Origin of the sequence: Rudaea sp. (assembly GCF_047601565.1) — a bacterium.
In the GTDB taxonomy this organism is placed as follows: domain Bacteria; phylum Pseudomonadota; class Gammaproteobacteria; order Xanthomonadales; family Rhodanobacteraceae; genus Rudaea.
The window spans coordinates 3,042,255-3,065,055 of sequence record NZ_JASGIY010000001.1 but is presented as its reverse complement, the minus strand read 5'-3'; the positions used below and the strand labels follow the sequence as shown (position 1 = coordinate 3,065,055).

Sequence of the window (22,801 nt, the reverse complement as noted above, 5' to 3'; positions counted from 1 at the left end):
CTCCAGGGAAAACCCATGCCTCGCTTTCTTCGGCTGCCGCTGCTCGCCTTCGCCCTGCTCGCCGCCGCGCCTGCCGCGCACGCCGATTTGTGTTTCGTCACGACGGCCGGCACGAGCGCCAACGACGGATCGGCCTGGTCCCAATCGATGGACCTGCAGACCGCGCTCGGCACCTCCACATGTACCACGATCTGGGTCGCCAAGGGCGTCTACAAGCCGACCGCCGGTGCCGATCGCACAATCAGCTTCGCCATTCCGCCCGGCGTGCAGGTCTACGGCGGCTTCTCCGGCTCGGAGGATTCTTCCAGTTTCGACCCGGCTTATGATCCCGATCGCGCCGCGAACGTCGCGGCCAATCTCACCGTGCTCTCGGGCGACCTCAACGGCGACGACAGCGACGTCGATTCCGGCAACGGCGTCGACGCGAGCGTGTCCGCAAACAACGGCGACAACAGCTACACGATCGTTTCGATCGATGGCACCACGACAGCCGTCACTTCCGGCACCGTGCTTGACGGTTTCACGATCACCGGCGGCAATGGCAGCTATGGAGGCGGTCTGTACTGCAACGGCCAAGGCGGAACCTGCAGCCCCTCGCTTCGACATCTCGTGTTCAGCGGCAACTACGCCAACTATGGCGGAGCGATGCGCAACGACGGCCAGAACGGCGGCGTGAGCAGCCCAACTCTCGACAACGTGACCTTCAGCGGCAACCAGGCCTTTTCGGGCGGGGCGATCTACAACATCGGCTACTACGGCGAAAGCAGCCCGACATTGACCAACGTCGCTTTCAGCAACAACCGTGCCGAGCTTTACGGCGGCGCAATGGTGAGCGATGGCGAATACGAAGGCGTCAGCAGCCCGGCTTTGACCAACGTCACTTTCAGCGGCAACGAGACCACACAAAGCAATTATGGCGGCGGCGCGATGCACGTCGATTGCCGGGTAAGCGGCGGAGTGACCGGCGGTGTGTGCAACCCTACGCTGACGAACGTCACCTTCAGCAACAACATCAGCGCCGGCTATGGCGGTGGAATCCTGATCGTAGGCTTTGGCGGCACCAGTTCCAGTGCCGCCTTCAGCAACGTCATTCTGTGGGGCAATGCGGCAGCGGCTGACAACAATTTCGCGTTTTCGGCCGGCACCACGCCATCGAGGTTCGACCACAGCATCGTGCAGGGCTCGGGCGGCAGCGGTGCGGGTTGGGTCACGGCGTTCGGTACCGACAATGGTGGCAATCTCGACGCCGATCCCAAGCTCGGCGCGCTCGCGGACAACGGCGGCGCGACGCAAACCCTGCTGCCCGGCAGCGGCAGCGCGGCGATCGATGCGGGCTCCTGCACGTCCGCCGTCGACCAGCGCGGCATCGCGCGCCCGCAGGGCCTGGGCTGCGACATCGGCGCGGTCGAAGTGGTGCAGTCCGGCAGCATCGGCCGGTGTTACGTCTGGGCTAGCGCCACGGGCGCGAACGACGGCACCTCGTGGACGGATGCCTACACCGATCTGCAAAACGCCTTGAACAACCTGAGCTGCACCGAGGTCTGGGTGGCCCAAGGCGTGTACATTCCCGTGCAGCCGGCCGATCCGGCGAACCCCACCTACGACGACGCGGACGTCAGTTTCAACGTACGCCCCGGCCTTGCGGTCTACGGCGGTTTCGCCGGCACCGAAACGAGCCGCGACCAGCGCAATCCCGACCCGATCGCCAACGGCACCGTGCTCTCGGGCGACCTCGCCCACGACGACTGCGGCGGCAGCGGCTGTCCCGGCGGCGTGGACACGGACCACAGCCAGATCGCGGGCCTCAACTCCTACCGCGTCCTGCGCATGGACGGCACCACCGCGGCCGGCACGATCACCGCCAGCACCGTGCTCGACGGTTTCACGATCACCGCGGCCGGAAACAACGGCCACGGCGGCGGCTTCTATTGCAACGGCGCGGGCAGCGGCCACGAGTGCAGCCCCACGCTCCGCAATCTCGTCTTCAGCGCCAACGACGCCGACAACGGCGGCAGCGCGATCTACGACAATGGCGAAGACGGCGGCGTCAGCAGCCCCACCCTCACTCACGTGCTCATCGCTTACGGCTACGGCACCGCGATGGTCAACGACGCTAGCGGCGACGACTACGGCGGCACCAGCAGTCCGACTCTGAGCGACGTCACCTTCAATGGCAATGTGGGCGGCGAATACGGCGGTGCGATCTACAATGTGGCGGCCAACGGCGGCACCAGCAACCCCACTCTCACCAACGTCACGCTCTACGGCAACAGCGCGACTTACGGCGGCGCGATCGTCAACGCCGACTACGACGGGGGTAGCGTCCCCTCGCTCATCAACGTCACGTTCAACGGCAACACTGCGACGTCCGGCTACGGTGGGGCCATCTACAACTACGGCGTCGATCCCGTGCTGCACAACGTGATCCTGTGGGGTGACACCGGCAGCGCGGAAATCTACAACTTCAATGCCGAGCCGTCGATCGACCACAGCATCGTGCAGGGCTCGGGCGGCAGCGGTGCGGGCTGGAATGCGCTGCTCGGCAGCGATGGCGGCGGCAACCTCGACGCCGATCCCGTGCTCGGCGCGCTCGCGAACAACGGCGGCTTCACCCAGACCGTGCTGCCCGGCACAGGTAGCGTCGCGATCGACGCCGGCACCTGCACCGGCGCACCGCCCACCGACCAGCGCGGCGTGGTGCGCCCGCAAGGCGCGGCTTGCGACATCGGCGCGGTCGAAGTCGTCGCGGCCGCGTACACCGTCGGCGGCAGCGCGAGCGGCCTGACCGGCAACGTCGTGCTCGAACTCGATGGCACCTCGCCGAGCAGTACGCAGCAACTCACCGTCGCTTCCGGCGCTGCCGGCTTCACCTTCGCCATGCCGCTCGCCGCCGGCAGCAACTGGGACGTCTTCGTCTTCAGCGCTCCGCCCGACCAATTCTGCGTGCTCGTCAATGCAAACGGCACGGCCATCGCCGCCAACGTCACCACCGTCGCCCTGACTTGTTCCACCATCGCCATCGCGATCGCGCCGCCGACGTTGCCCGATGCGACCTACGGCGTCGCCTATTCACAAGCGTTGACCGCGAGCAGTTCCTCCGGCGCCACCGCGCCCTATTCGTTCTCGCTCGCCTCCGGCACCTTGCCGCCCGGATTCACGTTGACCGCCGACGGCACGATCTCCGGCACGCCCTCGACCGTCGGCAGCTATGCGTTCACCGTGCAGGCCACCTCGTCCAATGCCTACTCCGGCACGCAGAGCTACACGCTCGTCGTCGACAAAAAATCCACCACGATCGCGCTGAGTGCGACGCCCAATCCCGCCACGGCCGGCAACGCGGTGACGATCACTGCGACCCTCGCCGGCGATCCGCCGAGCGGCAGCGTCAGCTTCACCGACAACGGTGCCGCGCTCGCCTGCTCGCCGACGACGTTGATTGCCGGTGCGGGCAGCTCGACGGCGCAATGCTCCGCAACGTTCACGACGACCGGCACGCACACGCTCGGCGCGAGCTACGGCGGCGATGCGGACTACGCGCCCGCGACGGCCACACCGTTCGCGCTTATGGTCGATCCGCCCGGCACGACGGCGCCGGCACCGGCAGTCGGCCGCCTCGTCCTGCTACTGCTCGGCACGCTCATGGCTCTGGCCGGCGCAGGCCGTGTACGCGGCAGACGCCGTCGGCAGCCACATGCGGGCGGCAGCGCATCCGCGCGCCGCGCAAACGGCTAGAATCACCGGCAGAATGACGCGAGAGGTGTCGGATTCATGGAAATCCCCATGGCCACCGCATTCGTTCCCCCGCGGTCGGCGGCGCAGTCGGCCGACGCGCTGTTCGATGCGGTCTACGCCCGACTCAAGCATCTCGCCCACGATCGCTTCACGCGCCTGCGCGACGGCGATTCGCTCGACACCACCGCGCTGGTGCACGAGCTGTATCTGCGCGTCTGCACGGGCCGCGAGCTGACGTTCGCGCACCCCGCGCAGTTCTTCGCCTACGCCGGACGCGCGATGCGTCACCTGCTCAGCGACCGCGCGCGCAACCGCCTGCGCCAGCGCAACGGCGGCGAGTGGCAGCGCGTGTCGCTGGCCGACGCCGAGCACCAACCGTCGATCGACACCGCCGAGGGCGCGCTCGCGCTCGAAGAGGCGCTGCAGAAACTCGAACGCCTCAGTCCGCGCAGCGCGCAGATCGTCGAGTTGCTCTACTTCGCCGGCCTGTCGATCGACCAGGTCGCCCAGGTGCTCGAACTGAGCCGGCGCACGGTCGATCGCGACTGGCGCTTCGCGCGGGCGCTGCTCAACGATCTGCTCGCCTGAACGGCCGCATCGCTCCTGCGGCGCTGCTTACCGCCATGCAGACCCGCCACGATCCCGCCATCGCGCCACCGATCGAGCGCCTGCGCCAATGCTTCGACGCGCTGATCGCGCTGACTCCGAGCGAGCGCGAGGCATGGCTCGCCGTCAACGTCTTCGACGCCGGGGAACGCGCCGCCGTGCGCCGCCTGCTCGACGCGTCGGAACAATCGAGCTTCCTCGATACGCCGATGGATGCGCAGATCGAGCGGCTCGCCGCGGTCGAGATCCAGCCCGAGGGACTGATCGGCCAGCAGGTCGGTGAATTCCGCCTGGTCAAGGCGCTCGGGCGCGGCGGCATGGCGGCGGTATTCCTCGGCGAGCGCGTCGGCCGCGACTTCGCCCAGCGCGGCGCGGTCAAGCTGCTCCAGCGCGGCCTCTATTCCGAACTCGAACAACGCCTGTTCCAGCGCGAGCGCCAGGTACTCGCCGCACTCGACCACCCCAACATCGCGCGGCTGATCGACGGCGGCATCACGCCGGCCGGCATCCCCTACCTCGTGATGGAATTCGTCGACGGCGTGTCGATCGCCGACTACGCGCGCCTGCACGATCTCGACGTGCGCCAGCGCCTGAAGCTGTTTCTCGACGCCTGCCGGGCGGTCGAGGCCGCGCATCGCAGCCTGATCGTGCACCGCGACATCAAGCCCGCCAACATCCTGGTGACCGCAGCGGGCGAGGTGAAGCTGCTCGACTTCGGCATCGCCAAGCTGATCGCCGACGACGCCGACAACGCCACCGGCACGCTCGGCATCTTCACGCCCGAATACGCCGCGCCCGAACAGGTGCGCGGCGGCGCCGTGACCACCGCGACCGACGTCTACGCGCTCGGCGTGCTGCTGCACGAACTGCTCACCGGACAGCGGCCGAGCGGTACGGGGGTGCGGCGCCCGTCCTCGCAACTGCGCGCCGTCGCCGCCGCACAGCAGCCGGCCGCGCCTGCGCAAAAGTATACTCCGGCGCAATTGCGCCGCCTGCTGCGCGGCGACCTCGACAACGTCCTGCTCAAGGCGCTCGAGACGGAACCCGCAATGCGCTACGTCTCGGCAGGCGCCCTCGCCGACGACATCGAGCGCCACCTCGACGGCCGCCCGGTGCACGCGCACCCGGCGACGCGCCGGTACCGCATGCGCAAGTTCGTGGCGCGCCACCGCGCCGGGGTCGCCGTCGCATCGCTCGTGCTGCTCGCGCTGCTGTCGATGCTCGCTCTCGCGCTCTGGCAGGCGCGCGTGGCGCGCGAGGCGACCGCGTTCGCGCAGTCCGAGCGCGAGCGCGCCGAGCAAGTGCGCGACTACCTGCTGTCGATCTTCCGCGAGCAGGACCCGCTGAGCCGCGCGCAGGCGCGCGTGCGCGCGCCGCAGCAGCTGATCGCGGACGCGGTGAAGCGCCTCGACGAGTCGGTGACCGACGCGCCGCGCGTGCACGCCGACCTGCTCGGCAACCTCGGCGAGATCCAATACAACCTCGGCGACATCGCCGCCGCGAGCGCGACGCTGGAACGCGCCGTCGTCGAGCGCCGCGCCGCGATGGGCGTGAACAGCATCGAGGTCGCGCAGTCGCTCGCTACGCTGTGCCAGTTGCGCAATTTCGCGCCCACGGCCGACGATGCGCGCGACGCCTGCGCGGACGCGCTCGCGATCTACCGCGCCAACGGCCGCGAGGAAAGCGTCGACGCGGCGCTGGTCAAGCTCTATTTCGCCAACGAACTGCGGCGCAGGCGCAACGCGCCGCCGGAGGCTTTCGACCTGCTCGCGCAGGCGCAGAAGACGCTCGAGGCGCAACTCGGCCCGAACGACCAGCGCACCGTCGCCGCGCTGATCTCGCGCGCCGAACTGATGGACGCCGCCGACATGGAGGGGCCGAAATCCGAGGCGCTGTTGCGCGAGGCGATCGCGCGCCTCACCGCAGGCTACGGCGAGGACAACGTCTGGCTGTGGCGGCCGTGGGTGGAACTGGGCATGACCCTGCGCGACGAGTACCGCTATCCCGAGGCCGAGCAGGCCTATCTGCGCGGCATCGCCCTGCTGCGCCGGCATTTCGGCGAGAAGTATCCCTATCTCGCGCAATACCTGGGCTGGCTCGCAGCGATGTACACCGACATGGGCCGGCGCAGCGAGGCCGAAGCCACCTTCGCCGCGGCCCTGGCCGCGCTGCCGCCGGGCGACAGCTATGAGCGCGCCTTCGTGCTGCGCCAGCGCTCTTCGCTGGAACTGCCGACGAACCCGGAACAGGCCGAACGCGACACGCACGAAGCCTACGAACTCTACGTCAAGCTGTTCGGCGAACATGCGATCCCTACCGCCGCCGCGGCCAAGTATTGGGCCGATGCGCTCAAGGAACTGGGCCGCCTGCGCGAAGCCGAGGCCCTCGAACGCAAGGCGCTCGGCGAGCACGAGGCCCTGCTCGGCGGCGACTCCGCCAAACTGGGCATGCAGATGGAAAGCCTCGCCGACACGATCGAGCGTAGCGGCGACCGGCCGCAGGAAGTCGTCGCGCTGCTGCGGCGCGCGCTCGCGCTGATCGGATCGAAATACCCGCACGACAACGCCTTCTGGGCCGACGCCGCGATCGGCCTCGCCGATGCGCTGCTCACGCTCGGCGCGCCCGCGGACATCGACGAGGCGCGGGGCCTGATCGACGAGGCGTTCAAGGCCTATCCGGGCAAAGTCAGGCAAAGCGGTAATGAAGGCCAGCTCTGCACCCCGCTCGCCGTGCGCGGACGGCTGTACGCGCTGACCGGCAAGACGGAACTGGCGCGCGCCGACCTGCGCGAAGCGCTGCGCCTATACCGGCCGGTGCCGGGCAACAAGCTGCCCGACTCGCCGAGCATCGCACGCACGCGCCAACTACTGCGCCAGCTCGACGCCACGATGTCTGAACCGGAACCGGCGCATGCCGCGCGCGGCTGAGGTGCGCGCATCGCGGCTTCTTCGCTTTAGAGCATTTTCGACTCAAGTGCTTACAACGAAAGCGCCCCCTCCGCCCCTTCGGAGCACCTTCCCCCGCTACGCAGGGGAAGGGAAAAGCCAAGACGCAGCACGAAAGAATCCTTCTCCTGCGCGCAGCGCGGGGGAAGCAACTGTGTTGTTCCGTCGAGCCGGGATAGCATGATTTTCTCGCCAATAAGCGTTATCGCGCACCATGGCATTGAGAATCGTCAGCAGCTTGCGCATGCAAGCCACGATTTCTTTCCATCACCAGCATCTCCACCAATTGCCGCCGGCGCGCCAGCCGATCCACAAAACCCTGGACGGTCTCTTCCGGCGACGTGCGTAGCCTCGGCTGTACCGCCGCGGCAAAATGCGCCAGCACGCGCGCATCGAGCTGATCGGTCTTGGCCAGCTTGCCCGTTGCCTTGGCGAAGTCCCTGACTTGGCGCAGTAACCACCGACACGGGCAGCTCGGCCGCCCACAACTGCGCCACCAGCGCACGTTTCAGACTTCCGTGGCTTCGAGCACGATCGACTTCGGGACGCAGTCCACCAACTCGGCAACCAAGGCGGCGATACCGCTTTCCTCGTTGACGTACTCGCGCATGGAGTGGGTCGAAGAAACATAGACATCCAGCCCTGCCTTGCTCACGTCAATGCCGACAAAACACTCGTTCATGCCATCGCTCCTGGTACCCGGCCTTGCAGAAACGGGCTTGGTGCCCTGGCAACTGTTCGGGTTGGTGAGAGAACTCCCCAGCCTACCCTAGCTTCCCCGCGATCTCGTGATCCATGGTGGGACGGTCTGACTGGGAGATGAAACGAGCTTACAAGGTGGCGGCAGTCGGAAGGGGGCGCTCTTGCGTCACTGATCAAACGAAAAATGCTCTAGTATCGGGGTGTCGAGAAACTTCCGATGACTTGAGTTGCAACACGGCACGCCCCATCATCCTCGTCATGCCGATCTACGAGTACGCCGCCGTCGACAAGGGCTGCGCCCATTGCGATGCGCACTTCGACATGCGCCAGAAATTGAGCGACGCGGAACTGGCCGCGTGCCCGCAGTGCGGCGCGCCGATCAGGCGCGTGATCCGCGCGCCGAACGTGGCGATCGGCAATGCGCACGTGCTCAAGGAAAGCAACGTCGCAGCGAAGGGCTTCACTCAATACCGCCGCGCCGGCAATGGCGTGTACGAGAAGACCGTGGGCAAAGGGCCGAAGTACATCAGCGGGGATTGACGCGAGCTTCGCATACTTTCCGAGCTTCCTTGTCCTTTCATCTCGTCATTATCGAGGAACGTGCGGCGACTCACGTTTTCGTCGCAACAGTCGGCATAATTTCGACTCGAGGGACTTACCCGCCATTGGAGCACGACTGTCGATGATCCGCGCACCCCGCAACGACCGCGCCGATTCGCGCGGAGCACGAAGCCTGGCCCGCCGGGCGATCGCCGTATTGGCCCTGTGGCTCGCCGGCGCATCCGCTGCGCAGGCGGCCTCGTCGCTGACCGTCTACGACGGCAACCTTGAGAACGCATTCGCCGACTACTACAGCTGGGCGGCGAGCTACAGCCTCGCGAGCGCCGCGACGGTACGCGGCAGCGAGGCGCATTCGATCAGCTTCAAGCCCGACAACTGGGGCGGCGTGCGCCTGCTCGCGAACGGCGGCAGCACGCGCTACGCGCTCGCCGACTACGCGAGCCTGACGTTCTGGGTGCACGGCGGCTCCGCCAGCGGGCAGAAGATCAACGTCTCCCTGCAACTGATCACGCCGACGAACGGACAAACCGCCGACTACGGCAGCCTCGACATCGGCACGTACACGAGCGGCGGCCAGAATCGCTGCAGGCACGTGGAAACAGGTAACGATCGACTTCGACGCGGCGAAGCTCACCTACGGCGCATTCGACGCGCTGACGTTCCAGGCGAACAGCGTGGCCAGCGCGACGCAGGCGCAGGTATACATCACCGACATCGTGTTCAACGCGCGCTCGTCGGCCATCGCGAACGGCGCCGATGTCGCGGTTGCGGTCGACACGGGCGCGATCGGCAACATGGTCAATCCGCTGATTTTCGGCGTGGCCTACGGCAATGGCACACGCAACGCCCAGGTCGGCTACAGCGTGCGCCGCTGGGGCGGCAATTCGACGACGCGCTACAACTGGCAGACCGACTTCAACAACACCGCAAGCGACTACTACTACGAAAACATCCCGAACAGCAGCGACCATGCGCACACGCCGCCGCTCGACAGTTCCGCCGACAAGTTCGTCAGCGAGGCGCGTAGCGCATCGATCCAGCCTCTGATCACGATCCCGACGATAGGCTGGACGCCACGCCCCGACAGCGCGACCGCGCACCCGTACAGCGTCGGTTTTTCGGTCGCGAAATACGGCACGCAGCAATCGACCGACTACTGGGACCCGAACGCCGGCAACGGCTACCACACGGACGGCAGCGCGATCACCGGCAACGACCCGCTCGATTCGTCGATCGCGGTCGACACGACGTTCTGGCAGGGCTGGATCGCGCACCTGCAGTCGTCGTTCGGCGACGCCGCGCACGGCGGCGTGCGCTACTACTCGCTCGACAACGAAGTGATGCTGTGGAACTCCACGCACCGCGACGTGCACCCGGCCGCGCCCACCGAGCAGGAGATCCTCGGCAAGGCGCTCGAGTACGGCGCCGCGATCAAGCAACAGGAACCGAACGCGCGCGTCACCGGCCCCGTGACCTGGGGCTATTGCGACCTGTTCTGGTCGGCCGCCGACAATTGCGGCTCGAGCAACGCCGACCGCAACGCGCACGGCGGGCTGCCGTTCGTCGCGTGGTACCTGCAGCAGGTCTGCGCGAACCCGCTCGCGAACGGCCAGCGCGTCGTCGATTACCTCGACCTGCACTACTACCCGCAGGGCAGCAACGTCAGCCTCAGCGACGACGACTCACCGACGACGGCGGCGCTGCGCCTGCGCGCGCTGAAGGAACTCTACGATTCGTCATGGGTGTCGGAATCGTGGATCGCCGACCTCGGCAATTACGATGCGAACCACTACAGCATCCCGAACCTGATCCCGCGCGCGAAGGCCTGGATCGCGCAATACTGCCCCGGCACGCGCCTGGCGATCACCGAATACAACTGGGGCAACGATGCGACGACCAGCGGCGCCGTCGCGCAGGCCGAGGCGCTGGCGATCTTCGCGCGCGAGGGCGTCGACATGGCCACGCGCTGGGTCGCGCCCGCAGTCGGCTCGCTCAACGAAAACGCGTTCGCGATCTTCCGCAACTACGACGGCGCCGGCGGCGCGGTCGGCGGCTACAGCGTCTCCGCGACCAGCGCCGACCGCGACGTGGTCGGCGCCTATGCGTTCGACATCCCGGGCCAGCGCACGATGGTGCTGCTGACGAACAAGGACACCGCGCCGCACAGCGTACAGTTGACGCTGAACGCCGCGCGCAGCGGCACGTGGACGCGCTATGCGTTCGACGGCGCGCACGGGCTCGCGCAGATAGGCACCGCGACCGCGATCGACGGCAACACGCTCACCATCGACACGCTGCCGGCGATGTCGGCGACGCTGGTCGAGATCGCGGACACCGCGGCGCCGTACATACCGCTGACGCCGACGCGGATCCTCGACACGCGCGCGGGCCACGCCACCGCGGACGATGCCGAAGCCGGCGTCGGCGCGCTCGCGGCGCGCACGCAGTTCGACCTGCCGGTACTCGGTCGCTCCGGCGTGCCGGCCAGCGGCGTCAGCGCGGTCGTGCTGAACGTCACCGCCGTGACGCCGACCGCCGCCAGCCACGTTACGGCATGGCCGACTGGCAGCGCGCTGCCGAACGCATCGAATCTGAACTTCACGCCAGGCGAGACGATCGCGAACCTCGTCGTCGCCAAAGTCGGCGATGGCGGCAGCGTCTCGCTGTACAACCTCGCCGGCTCGACGCACCTCGTCGCCGACATCGTCGGCTACTTCACGACCGCCGCGACGCTCACGTCGCTGGTGCCGGCGCGCCTGCTCGATACGCGACCCGGCCATGCGACGATCGACGGCATCGCCGCGGCCGGCGGTGCGCTCGGCGCCGGCCAGACCATCGGCCTCGCGGTCGCCGGCCGCGCCGGCTTGCCCGCGAGCGGCGTCGGCGCGGTGGTGCTCAACATCACCGCCACGCAACCGACATCGCCCGGCTACATCACGGCGTGGCCATCCGGCACGACGCGCCCGGCGACCTCGAACCTCAATTTCGTCGCCGGCGAAACCATTCCGAACCTCGTCGTCGCGCAGGTCGGCAGCGACGGCAATGTCGCTCTGTTCAATTCGAGCGGGAGCACGCACCTCATCGCCGATCTGCTCGGATGGTTCCCGACCGCATCGGAAATGAACATGACCGGGCCCGCGCGCCTGCTCGACACGCGCAGCGGGCATCGGACCGCCGACGGCATGTTCGCCGGGACCGGCGCGCTCGGCGCGGGCGCGAAGTTAGACTTGACCGTGCTCGGCCGCGGCAGCGTGCCCGCCGCGGGCGTCGGCGCCGTCGTGCTGAACGTGACGGTGGCCGATGCGACCGCACCCGGCTACGTCACCGCATGGCCCACCGGCGCCACGCGGCCGAATGCGTCGAACATCAATTTCGTAGCCGGACAGACGATTCCGAACCTCGTCATCGCGAAAATCGGCGGCGACGGCAAGGTATCCCTGTTCAATTCCGCAGGCGCCACCGACCTCGTCGTCGACGTCTTCGGCTGGTTGCCTGCCGTGCCCTGAACTTGCCCGGCTGCCGAAATGTGGGCTTCGGCAGCCGGCGCCGGACGGACACGAAACCCCGGACCGGCGCGTCGTCAGCAGTTGACCGTGATGTAGACGTACTGGTCGATCGGTGCCCCCGAGGCGTCCCACACGTTGATCCGGACGGTATCGGGTCGAGTGGAATCGAACCAAGTGGATACCGAGGCGTAGTAGGCGCTGACGTATGGGGTCGCGATCGCGCTGCAATAACGAATGTTGGTGTCGAACTGGACCTCGTACACGCCGGTGGAAGTCTTGGTGCCGGCAAGAATTCGGGACGATCCCGAATACGGCGCTCCTGACGGAGCGATAAACCCGGCCAGCGGCTTGACATAGTAGCCGGTGACGTCGATGACGACGTTCACCGGTCCGGCACTGGAGTACACCGCCATCCCGGCGGCTCCCAGCGGAATCGTGGGAGTACTGTTGTTGGTCTGGGACTTGTTGTAGTTCAGCACCGAGGAACTGGGCTTGGCGTCTCCGGCTGCCCAGGCCTGCAGGTGCCCGTCGGCCGGGACGGCCACAGCGACGAGACTGGCGGTGACGGAGACGGCCGACGACGGTATTCCGCAGCCTCCGGACTGTCCGCCTTGTGCGGGGTAACTGGCAGCGGTCTGAACGGCAAAGGTGCGGGTGATGCCGGCGCTGAGCGCGCCTACGGCGACCCGGGTATCGGCCACCCGGCACGGCGCGACCGGAACGTAGCGCAGTTCCGATGTGGTGGGTTGGTAAACCGGCGGAGCCGCGCCGATGCGGGACGAGGGGACGGTGACGCCGCAGACGACGGCGGCGGTGAGTGCAGCGGATACCAGAGTCTTTCGCCATTCTTTCATGTCAATTCTCCAGTTGGGTGAGAAATGATGATGCGACGTCGCCCGCCGGGAACGCGGAGCGACGGATACAAGAAAGAGTACGGGAAATTCAACCCCCCATTTCGCCCACTCTCCCCGAAAAATGATGGCACCGCAAGCGCCATCCGGGCAGCGCAGGGCCTCACTCGATATCGTCGTGTCGGCAACGGCGTATACGAGAAGGCCGTGGGCAAGGAGCCGAAGCACATCAGCAGAGATTAACGGGCGTCGGCTAGACTTTCCGCCCCGAAGCCGCGTCACTCCGAGAGGGTCGACGGGCTTGCATTACCGGAGGCGCGATGCGTACGACACGGATTCCTCTTTTTGCCGCGGCTCTGCTGATCGCCGCCACCATCGCCCGGCCTGCAACGGCCTTGGTCGACCCGACTGCGAAGAAGGACGCGCAGACCGCACCGCAGAACCCCGAGCGCACCAGCCCACCGCAGAAATACGGCGAGCGCTGGTTCTACACGCGCAACGATGGCCGGCGGCAACAGGCGCGGCTCTACGTCGCCGATTCGCTCGACGCGGCGCCGCGCCTGTTGCTCGATCCGAACACGCTGTCGAAGGACGGCAACGCCGCGCTCAAACAATGGTCGGTCAGCGACGACGGCAGGTACGTCGCCTACGGCCTGTCCTCGGGCGGCTCCGATTGGGAAGAATGGCACGTGCTCGACGTCGATGCCAGCAAGCCGATGAAGGACGCGCTCAAGTGGGTGAAGTTCTCGAAGGCGAGCTGGCGCCGCGACGGCACGGGATTTTTCTACAGCCGCTACGACGAGCCGAAAGGCGATGCGCTCAAGGCCGCGAACCGGTTGCAGAAGCTGTATTTCCATCGTCTCGGCGAAGACCAGGACGACGATCTGCTCGTCTACGAAAGCCCGGATCAGCCCGACTGGCGCTTCCAGGGCGAAGTCAGCGACGACGGCCGCTGGCTCGTGATCCGTGTGAACCGCGGCACCGAGCCGAAGAACCTCGTGCTCTATCGCGATCTCGCCAAGCCGTATCGCCAAAAAGGCGAGAAGAAGAAGGTGGCGAAAACGACCGCGCCCGGCCCGAACGTGCGCAACATGCAGGGCAGGAAAATCAAGACGCCGTCGACGATCACGCCGGTGGAAACGCTGATCGGCGAATGGGGCGCCTCTTATGAATTCCTCGGCAGCACCAAGAGCACGCTGTACTTCCTCACCGACGCCGATGCGCCGCGCCATCGCATCGTCGCGATCGGCCTCGACAATCCGGGCAAGGACAACTGGAAGGAACTCGTCGCGCAAGACAAGGACACGTTGCAGAGTGCGCGCATCGTCAACCGCGAAATCGTCGCGGTTTACCAACGGGGCGCGCACAGCGCGGTGCGCCTGTTCGATCTCAAGGGCAAAGCCGTCGGCGAGATCGCATTGCCCGGCCCCGGCACCGCGTCGAATTTCAGCGGACGCACGCGCGATCAGGAGACTTTTTATACTTTTTCCACTGCGACCGCACCGGATGCCGTCTATCGCTACGACTTGAGCCTGCAAAGCGGCGGTGTCTGGCGCGCGCCGAAAACGGCGTCCGACCCGGCGAAATGACGACGCGAATCGATGCAGTCGCCGATGCCCGCGCCTTCACCCTCGATGCGATGAACCTCGCGCGGTGAAGCGATCACGCCAGCGCAGGATCGGCGCTTCGAAGAAGCGGTAGAGCAGCGCCGCGCAGGCGATCGACAGGACGACGAATACGAGGGCACCGAACAGGCACTGCGCCGGCGTCGACGCCTTCCACGGCAGCAGCGACAGGCCGCGCATCACCGCCAACTGGCACAGGTAAAGCGAATACGACCACAGCGCGATGCGGCGCGTCCCGGCCTGCGCGAGCGGCGGCACGCCGCCCGCTCGCCATTCGGCCGCGAGCGGCAGCATCGCCGCGAGACTGGCCGGGATCAGGTTGAACAGGAAGGTGCGCGCGAAGAAATCGTGATCGCGCGGCAGCAGGAAGAACGCCAGCGCGACGCCGATCATGCCGCAGACGCCGGCGACGGCGCAGCGGCGACGATTCGAGATCGACATCGCGCGCACGGTGCAGAACCACGCGGCGACGACGCCGTAGATGAACGCATCGAGACGGACCAAGGCGATCTTGCGCACACCCGAATCCCACAGCGGATCGCGCCAGAGCACGTAGCCGATGCGGATCGCGGTGACGAGCGCGATCGCCGCGAGCAGCCAGCCCACCACGCTGCCGCGCCCCTTCGTCAGGCGGACGACGGCCAGCGTCGCGAGCGGCGCGATCAGATAGAACAGCTCCTCGACCGACAGACTCCATGCTTCCGAGAACAGCGGCGGATGCGGCCAGGCGAAGTTCTGCAGGAAGACGAGGAACAGTCCGAAATGCGGCCACGCGCCGAACATCGCGCGGTAAAGAAGAACGTTCAGCGCGAGGAACAGGAAATAATTCGGCAGCGTGCGCAGCCAGCGCCGCGTCCAGAACCGCTTCAGCTCGAAACCCCCGCCGCGCAGCTCGCCGATCAGGATGCCGCCGATCAGGAATCCGCTGAGCACGAAGAACAGTTCGACGCCGAGGAACGCGAGGCTGTACCAGGCGTCGAGTTCGCGCGTCAGCGGCAGGAACCAGAAACTCGCATGGCCGACGAGGACCAGCAGAATGGCGAACGCGCGCCACGCATCGAGGCCGAAACGCCGCGCGCTATCCATCGACGACTGCCATGGCAAGCATCCGCACGACGTGTCGGTACGCCGGCGTCTGCCGGGAGGTGGATCGCATGCTGCGCGTGGACTTGCCGGGCCGGGACGGAGCGCGCATTGTAACGAATGACGATGCCGCCGCGCCGCCCGCGCGTTTCGCGCGGCGTCGGGCCGATGCGCACGGAATAAGGTTATGTCTTTTCGGCTCGCGCGCGGACTCCATTCCTTCGGCTTATATCGCCGTATACTCGCCGCCTGTCCAGGAAACGGGATCGCGCCATGATCTACAACAGCATTCTCGACACCATCGGCCGCACGCCCATCGTGCGCATCAACCGCCTGGCGCCGCCGGGCGTGGAAATGTATGTCAAGGTCGAGGCGTTCAATCCGGGCGGTTCGGTCAAGGACCGCCTCGCGCTCGCGATCATCCTCGACGCCGAGGCCCGAGGCACGCTCAAGCCCGGCCAGACCGTGGTCGAGGCGACCAGCGGCAACACCGGCGTCGCGCTCGCGATGGTGTGCGCGGCGAAAGGCTATCCGTTCGTCGCCTTCATGACCGAGACGTTCTCGATCGAGCGGCGCAAGCTGATGCGCGCGTACGGCGCGAAGGTGATCCTCACTCCCGCCGCCGCACGCGGCTCGGGCATGGTCCAGGCCGCGCGCGAGTACGCGGAGAAGACCGGCGCGTTCCTCGCCCGCCAGTTCGAGAACGAGGCGAACCCGTCGTTCCACCGCAACACGACCGGCGCGGAAATCATCCAGGACTTCGCCGGCAGGCGCCTCGACTGGTTCGTCACCGGCTGGGGCACGGGCGGCACCGCGACCGGCGCGGGCGAAGTCATCCGCCTCGCGCGCCCGGACACCAAGATCGTGCTGACCGAACCGGCCGGGGCCGCGCTCGTCTCGGGCAAGGAATGGAAGCCGCACAAGATCCAGGGCTGGACGCCCGATTTCGTTCCGGCCGTGCTCAACAAGAACGTCGCGCACCAGATCCTGCCGGTCGACGAAGTCGTCGCGCGCGACACCGCGCGCGAACTCGCGAAGAAGGAAGGCATCTTCTGCGGCATCTCCTCGGGCGGCACCTTCGCCGCCGCGCTCGAGGTCGCCAAGCAGGCCAAGCAGGGCGACGTGATCCTCGCGATGCTGCCCGATACGGGCGAGCGTTATCTTTCGACGTTCCTGTTCGAGGGCGTCAACGAAGGAACGGACGAAGTCTGAGGCTTCCCTTCTCCCACCGGGAGAAGGTGTCCGAAGGGCGGATGAGGGAATTGCCCCGCAGTTGGGGAATACATGGCAAACATGCAACGCTCTTCCCTCATCCGGCGCTGCGCGCCACCTTCCGTCGGCGGGGGAAGGAAAGAATCTTTGCGCCGCTCAGGCGGCAGCGCATTTCTTCACCGTATCCCAGGTGCGCGTCGTCAGCTCGGCGCCGAACGTCTTCTCGATCAAGCGCATGAATGCCGGGTTGCCCGGCTGCGGCACATAGACGGTGAAGACCTCGCTTCCGGCGACGGCAAGGATGCGCACGCCCTCGGTCTCGGGCGGCAGCGCCGGCGGCGCCTTGCGCGGTTCGCCCAGAAAAGTGACGACCCGCTTCGCCGCCTCCGGCACCCGGAACGCGGCATAGGGATCGGCTGCGATCAGCGTATTCAGCACTGCAGTTGAACGCACGATCGTGTAGAACGTGCGCCCGAGCCGCTCCATCGCCGCTTCGATTCGCCGCGCGAGCGCAGGCTCCGATCCCGCACGCGCGTCGAAGACGACGTTGCCGCTGGACAGCACGGTTTTGACTGCGGCGAAGCCGGCCTGTTCGAAGCAGCGCTTCAATTCCGGCATCTTCGCGTTCATCGGGCTGACGCCGCGCAGGAATGCTACGTAACGCGGCATCGTGTCATTCCATCTGTCGCAGGCGCAAGCCGCGCAGCATGCCGTAGATGCTGATCGCCACCCACGCGGTCTCGACGATGAAGGCCGAGAGGTTGAAGTTGTAGAACAACGACAGCACCACGGCGGCCGAGCCGATCGCATTCATCGCCTGGTAAACGAAGCCGGTGCCGTGCAGCTTGCCGGCCTGCAATAGCAGGAACGCGGCCAGGGTGATGACGACGCCGATCATTCCGACCCAATCGTGCCACTGCATGCTTGCGCTCCTTATCCGCGCTGGCGCAGCGCTTCGAACAGCGCCACGCCGGTCGCGACCGAGATATTGAGGCTTTCCACGCCGCCGCGCATCGGGATCTTCGCGAGAAAATCGCAGGATTCCGCCGTGAGCCGGCGCATGCCCTCGCCTTCGCTGCCCATGACGATGCCGAGCGGGCCCTTCAGGTCGAGCTGGTAGAAATCCTGCGCCGATTCGCCGGCGAGGCCGACAAGCCACACGCCCTTTTCCTTCAGCGCCTTCAGCACGCGCGCCAAGTTGGTCACGGCAAAGAACGCGACGCGGTCGGCCGCGCCGCTCGACGCCTTGCGCACGGTCGGCGTGATCCCGGCCGCCTTGTCCTTGGGCACCACGACCGCGGTGACGCCGGCCGCCTCCGCGCTGCGCAGGCAGGCGCCGAGATTGTGCGGATCGGTCACGCCGTCGAGCACGAGGATCAGCGTGTCGTTCTGCGCCTTGTCCACGAGTTCGTAGAGCTCCTTCTCCGCGCGCGGCGGCGGCGCGCGATAGCGCGCGACCGCACCCTGGTGGCGCGCGCCGCCGGTCATCTTGTCGAGCGCTTCGCGATCGCGCGAATGCGGCTTGATGCCGGCGTCGCGTGCCTTCTCCGACAGTTCCTTGAGCCGCGCATTGTGGCTGCCGGCTTCGATGTAGAGCTCGAGGATGTTCTTTGAATCGTGGCTCAGCGCCGCTTCGACCGAATGAATTCCAAACAACAATTCACCGCTCATATTTCGAACCTACAAATCGAAAGAGTTGCCACGAAGACACGAAGATCACGAAAAAGAGCGACATCAACAGAACACATGATCATCGCTTCGCTTTTCTTCGTGGCTTTTCTTCGTGATCTTCGTGTCTTCGTGGCGGATCTTTTGCTTTGTCGTCCTTTGCCACGAGGCGGAAGTCGATCTTGCGGTCCTCCATGCTCGCGCGCAGCACTTGCACGCGCACCGCGTCGCCGAGGCGGAATCGCAAGCCGCCTCGCTCGCCGCTCAGCAGATGGCGCACCGGATCGAAATGGTAGTAGTCGTTCGGCAACTGCGTGATGTGGACGAGGCCCGACACCTGCGATTCGGTCAGCTCGACGAACAGGCCGAACGAGGTCACGCCCGAAACGATGCCGTCGAATTCGCTGCCGACATGCTTCTCCATCCACGCGCACTTGTAGCGTTCGTCGACGTCGCGCTCGGCCTCGTCGGCGCGGCGCTCGTTGTGCGAGCAGTGCGTCGCCAGCGATGCCATGTCGTTGGCGCTGTAGGCGTACTCCGACGGCTTGCCGCGCGACAGCGCGTAGCGGATCGCACGGTGCACGAGCAGATCGGGATAGCGCCGGATCGGCGAGGTGAAATGCGCGTAGTGTTCGAGCGCGAGGCCGAAGTGCCCCGAGTCCTGCGGACTGTAGACGGCGAGCGACTGCGAGCGCAGCAGCACCGACTGGATCAGCCCGGCGTCGGGGCGCTGCCTGATCTGCTTGAGCAGGTTCGAGAAATCCTTCGGCTTCACCTCGGCATGCGGCGGCATGCGCAGGCCGAACTCGAGCAGGAATTCCTGCAGGTCCTCGTACTTCGATTCGGGCGGCGGCGCGTGCACGCGGAACAGCGCGGGAATCTTCGCCTTGTCGAGGAACTTCGCGGCCTCGACGTTGGCGGCGATCATGCACTCTTCGATCAGCTTGTGCGCGTCGTTGCGCGGCTCGGCACCGAGCTGCACGACCTCGCCCGACGCGGCGAGGCGGAACTTCACCTCGGTGCTTTCGAAATCGATCGCGCCGCGCTGCTGGCGCGCTTTCGCGAGAATCCGGTAAAGCTGATGCAGCGTTTCGAGCTGCGGCAACACGTCTGCGAGTTCCTGGCGCGCATCTGCGTTGTTCTCGCCCAGGGCCTGCCACACACGCGTATAGGTCAGGCGCGCATGCGAACGCATCACCGCCGGATAGAACTTCGCCTTCGACACTTCGCCCGAGTAGCCGACGTGCATATCGCAGACCATGCACAGCCGCTCGACCTTCGGATTGAGCGAACAGATGCCGTTCGACAACGTCTCGGGCAGCATCGGTACGACGAAACCGGGAAAGTACACCGACGTCGAACGCTTCTGCGCCTCGTCGTCGAGCGCGCCGCCGGGCCGCACGTAATGCGAGACGTCGGCGATCGCGACGACGAAACGGAACCCACCCGCCGTTTTCTCGGCGAACACCGCATCGTCGAAATCGCGCGCGTCCTCGCCGTCGATCGTCACGAGCGGCAGCTTGCGCAGGTCGACGCGGCCCTTGATTTCCTCGCGCGTGACCTCGGGTTCGACCTGCGCGGCTTCGCGCAGCGTCTGCGCCGGAAATTCCTGCGGCAACCCGTGCCCGGCGATCGCCATCTCGACGATGATCGAGGGCGTGAGGCGCTCGCCGAGCACGCTGACCACCTCGCCGATCGGCCCGCGCTGTGCGGTCGGCGGCTGGGTGATCTCGGCGACGACGATCTGGCCCGAGCGCGCGCCGCGGTCCTTGCCGGGAGGAATCAGGATGTCCTGGTGCAGGCGCCGATCGTCCGGCGCGACGACGACGATGCCGTTCTCGACGACCACGCGGCCGACGAGGCGCGAGGCGCGGCGTTCGAGCACTTCGCAGATCGCGCCCTGCTTGCGCCCGCGCCGGTCGACACCGACGATGCTGATCAAGACGCGATCGCCGTGCAGCACCTTGCGCATCTCGGCCGGCGAAAGATAAATGTCGTCGCCGCCCGCGTCGGGCCGCAGGAAACCGAAGCCCTCCGCGTTGGCGATGATCGAACCCGGAATCAGGTCGAGCTTGGTCGCCACGCCGTACGCGCCGCGGCGGTTCTGCAGCAACTGGCCGTCGCGCAGCATCGCGGCGAGGCGCTTGGCCAAGGCGTCGATGTCGCGCGGATGGCGCAAGCCGAGGCCGCGCGCGAGACTCTCCGCGGTCAGCAGTTGCCCGCTGTCGTTGAGGAAGGCGACGATCGCCTCGCGGCTCGGAATCGGGAACTCGTAGCGTTGCGCCTCGCGTTCGGCCTGCGGATCGGACCGGCCCTTCTTTCCTGCCGAATTCGGCGCGGCGAATTTGGTCGGCGCGGATTTCACCGCCTTCGCATCGTCCGCAGGCGCGATGCCCCGGGCAGGCTTGGACGATTTCGAGGACTTCGGCGCAGCCGCGGGCGGCGACTGCGGCAGAAAGCCGGGAGACTTCAACGCGGCTTTGGCACCACGCCCGGCCGCCGCTGCGCCGTTCGCCACGTCCGGCAGCCAACCCGGCAATTTCGCGCTCGTCTTGCCGCGCTTCGACGCGGCGGGAGTTTTCTTCTTCAAGCCATTTCCAATCGATGTTCTTGTTCGCGACGGTTCATCGCCGCATTCGCGTTCGCGGACCAGGCCGAAAGTGCCGTGATCCTTCTCATTATAGGCCGACATTGACACCCGCGCGGCGCGGCGGTATCTTGCGCGCCCCTCGCAGGACGATCCCGCGCGAGCGGCGCCTTGCCCAGGTGGCGGAATTGGTAGACGCACTAGTTTCAGGTACTAGCGCCGCGAGGCGTGGAGGTTCGAGTCCTCTCCTGGGCACCATGACATCGTCCGAAGCCGTCCAACGGAATCCGGAAAACCCCAGAAAACCGCGCAGTGACGCGGTTTTTTTGTGCGCAACCGTCTGATAGTGTCCGATAGCATCCGGTCGAAACGTGAGTAAGATTGCGAGTAAGGGTGAGTAAGTGCTAGGATGGGCACAAGGCACATCTTTACTCACAAAGGGTCGCCATGCTCACCGATGCGAAGCTTCGTGCGCTCAAGCCGCGCGAGAGCGTCTACAGGATCGCCGATGCCTTGGGGCTGGCCATCGAGGTGCGCCCGACCGGAACGCGCTGGTGGCGCTTCCGGTATCGCTTCAACGGCATCGCGAACATGCTCACGATGGGCGAGTATCCCGGCGTGTCGCTGGTCGAAGCCCGCAAGCGCCTCGGCGCTGCCCGCGGACTGCTCGACAACGGCATTGACCCCAGCGCGCAGCGCAAGGTCGACAACGAGGCCGCCAAGTCGAAAGCCGAACACGCCAAGCGCGGCACCTTCGCGGCCGTCGCCGCCGATTGGGTGGCGTTCAAGGCGAAGGGCTGGGCCAGCGAAACGAAGCGCAAGGCCGAATTCGTGCTCGATCGCTATCTCATCCCTGCCCTTGGGGACCGCGATATCGCCACGCTCGCAGCCAAGGATGCGGCAAAGCCCCTGCTCGCCCTCGCCGAGTCCGCCCCGAATCTCGCTCGCAAGGCGCGCCAGTACATCGGCGGTATCGTGCGCTATGCCCAACGCGAGGGATTGCGCGACGAGGCCCGCGCCCTGCCGCTGGCCGAAGTGCTGCCGAGTTTCGACAAGGGCAACATCCCCGCCGTCACGACGCCGGACGAAGTCGCGAAGCTGATCGAGGCGATCCAAGATTATCCCGCGGCCGTCGTGCGCGCCGCCCTGCTTTGTTGCGCCTATACCGCCCAGCGTCCCGGCGTCGTCGCTGCGATGCGCTGGGACGAGATCAAGGGCGAGGAATGGCACATCCCCGGCCCGAAGATGAAGATGCGCCACGCGCACATCGTCTCCCTGCCTCGCCAAGCGGTTGCGCTACTGGACGAAATGAAGGCATTCACGGGCGGCCGGGAATACGTGTTTCCGCCGCTGGCGCGGCAGAAAACCCCGCACCTGCATCGCGACGCACTGAGCAACGCCCTGCGCCGCATGGGCTTCGCCGGCCAGCATGCCACGCACGGCTTTCGCGGCATGCTCCGCACGGTCGCGCGCGAAAGGCTTGGCGTCGCTGCCGACGTGCTCGAAGCGCAACTGGCGCACGCGAAGAAAGGCGAAGTGCAGAAAGCCTACGATCGCACCACGTTCACCGACGAGCGCCGCAAGGCGATGCAGGCATGGGCCGACTATCTGGACAACCTGCGCGTCGGCGGAAAGGTGATACCGATCAAGCGCCGCAAGGCGTGAACGAATCCGGCGCGAGCCGGTAAGCGGCTCCCCGGCGTGGTAGTGACACGCCGGGGAG

The 22,801-nt window shown here is 66.6% G+C and carries 16 protein-coding genes and 1 tRNA gene; 9 read left to right on the top strand and 8 right to left on the bottom strand.

What is annotated here, in order from left to right; genetic code table 11:
• Window positions 1–15 precede the first annotated feature (15 nt).
• From QM741_RS13380 to QM741_RS13370, 3 genes are read left to right on the top strand one after another with little or no spacing between them, the layout of a single operon-like run.
• Entirely contained in the window at window positions 16–3,732 is a 3,717-nt protein-coding gene (locus QM741_RS13380; RefSeq protein WP_415208176.1) for a choice-of-anchor Q domain-containing protein, read from the top strand.
• A gap of 48 nt (window positions 3,733–3,780) precedes the next feature.
• Window positions 3,781–4,320, top strand: a complete 540-nt coding sequence (locus tag QM741_RS13375) for an ECF-type sigma factor (RefSeq protein WP_415208175.1) — start codon at window positions 3,781–3,783, stop codon at window positions 4,318–4,320.
• 35 nt (window positions 4,321–4,355) lie between these two features.
• On the top strand, window positions 4,356–7,265 hold the full coding sequence (locus tag QM741_RS13370; RefSeq protein WP_415208174.1) for a protein kinase domain-containing protein: 2,910 nt from the start codon (window positions 4,356–4,358) through the stop codon (window positions 7,263–7,265).
• A gap of 220 nt (window positions 7,266–7,485) precedes the next feature.
• Here QM741_RS13370 and QM741_RS13365 read toward each other — a convergent pair whose 3' ends face one another.
• Together QM741_RS13365 and QM741_RS13360 are read right to left on the bottom strand one after the other, a co-directional pair.
• Entirely contained in the window at window positions 7,486–7,788 is a 303-nt protein-coding gene (locus tag QM741_RS13365; RefSeq protein ID WP_415208173.1) for an IS110 family transposase, read from the bottom strand.
• Window positions 7,789–7,791: 3 nt separating this feature from the next.
• Entirely contained in the window at window positions 7,792–7,965 is a 174-nt protein-coding gene (locus QM741_RS13360; RefSeq protein WP_415208172.1) for a hypothetical protein, read from the bottom strand.
• Window positions 7,966–8,207: 242 nt separating this feature from the next.
• Here QM741_RS13360 and QM741_RS13355 point away from each other — a divergent pair, with 242 nt between their 5' ends.
• Together QM741_RS13355 and QM741_RS13350 are read left to right on the top strand one after the other, a co-directional pair.
• On the top strand, window positions 8,208–8,525 hold the full coding sequence (locus QM741_RS13355) for an FmdB family zinc ribbon protein (protein WP_415208171.1): 318 nt from the start codon (window positions 8,208–8,210) through the stop codon (window positions 8,523–8,525).
• 695 nt (window positions 8,526–9,220) lie between these two features.
• A complete protein-coding gene (locus QM741_RS13350; RefSeq protein WP_415208170.1) occupies window positions 9,221–12,052 on the top strand; it encodes a glycoside hydrolase family 44 protein in 2,832 nt (943 codons plus the stop codon).
• A 74-nt stretch (window positions 12,053–12,126) separates the two neighbouring features.
• Here QM741_RS13350 and QM741_RS13345 read toward each other — a convergent pair whose 3' ends face one another.
• Window positions 12,127–12,906, bottom strand: a complete 780-nt coding sequence (locus QM741_RS13345) for a hypothetical protein (RefSeq protein WP_415208169.1) — start codon at window positions 12,904–12,906, stop codon at window positions 12,127–12,129.
• Window positions 12,907–13,223: 317 nt separating this feature from the next.
• Between QM741_RS13345 and QM741_RS13340 the strand changes: the two genes are divergently transcribed.
• Complete coding sequence (locus QM741_RS13340; protein WP_415208168.1) at window positions 13,224–14,492, top strand: hypothetical protein; 1,269 nt, start codon at window positions 13,224–13,226, stop codon at window positions 14,490–14,492.
• A gap of 36 nt (window positions 14,493–14,528) precedes the next feature.
• On the opposite strand, the gene QM741_RS13335 is transcribed toward QM741_RS13340, so the two are convergent.
• The gene (locus QM741_RS13335; RefSeq protein ID WP_415208167.1) at window positions 14,529–15,614 is read right to left on the bottom strand and encodes an acyltransferase family protein; all 1,086 of its coding nucleotides are present in this window, start codon (window positions 15,612–15,614) and stop codon (window positions 14,529–14,531) included.
• 270 nt (window positions 15,615–15,884) lie between these two features.
• On the opposite strand from QM741_RS13335, the gene cysK reads away from it, so the two are divergent.
• Complete coding sequence (gene cysK / locus QM741_RS13330; RefSeq protein WP_415208166.1) at window positions 15,885–16,823, top strand: cysteine synthase A; 939 nt, start codon at window positions 15,885–15,887, stop codon at window positions 16,821–16,823.
• Between the two features lie 156 nt (window positions 16,824–16,979).
• Here the strand turns inward: cysK and QM741_RS13325 are convergent, their stop codons facing one another.
• The 4 genes from QM741_RS13325 to rnr all read right to left on the bottom strand — a co-directional run bounded on the left by QM741_RS13325 (window position 16,980) and on the right by rnr (window position 21,081).
• On the bottom strand, window positions 16,980–17,492 hold the full coding sequence (locus QM741_RS13325) for a DUF1697 domain-containing protein (protein ID WP_415208165.1): 513 nt from the start codon (window positions 17,490–17,492) through the stop codon (window positions 16,980–16,982).
• Window positions 17,493–17,496: 4 nt separating this feature from the next.
• A complete protein-coding gene (locus QM741_RS13320) occupies window positions 17,497–17,745 on the bottom strand; it encodes a CBU_0592 family membrane protein (protein WP_415208164.1) in 249 nt (82 codons plus the stop codon).
• 11 nt (window positions 17,746–17,756) lie between these two features.
• Window positions 17,757–18,494, bottom strand: a complete 738-nt coding sequence (gene rlmB, locus QM741_RS13315; protein WP_415208163.1) for a 23S rRNA (guanosine(2251)-2'-O)-methyltransferase RlmB — start codon at window positions 18,492–18,494, stop codon at window positions 17,757–17,759.
• A 79-nt stretch (window positions 18,495–18,573) separates the two neighbouring features.
• Window positions 18,574–21,081, bottom strand: coding sequence for a ribonuclease R (rnr, locus tag QM741_RS13310; protein WP_415208162.1), 2,508 nt, complete (start codon window positions 21,079–21,081; stop codon window positions 18,574–18,576).
• Between the two features lie 170 nt (window positions 21,082–21,251).
• Here rnr and QM741_RS13305 point away from each other — a divergent pair.
• Together QM741_RS13305 and QM741_RS13300 are read left to right on the top strand one after the other, a co-directional pair.
• Window positions 21,252–21,336, top strand: a tRNA-Leu gene (locus QM741_RS13305).
• A gap of 189 nt (window positions 21,337–21,525) precedes the next feature.
• Complete coding sequence (locus QM741_RS13300; protein ID WP_415208161.1) at window positions 21,526–22,743, top strand: tyrosine-type recombinase/integrase; 1,218 nt, start codon at window positions 21,526–21,528, stop codon at window positions 22,741–22,743.
• Window positions 22,744–22,801: the final 58 nt, after the last annotated feature.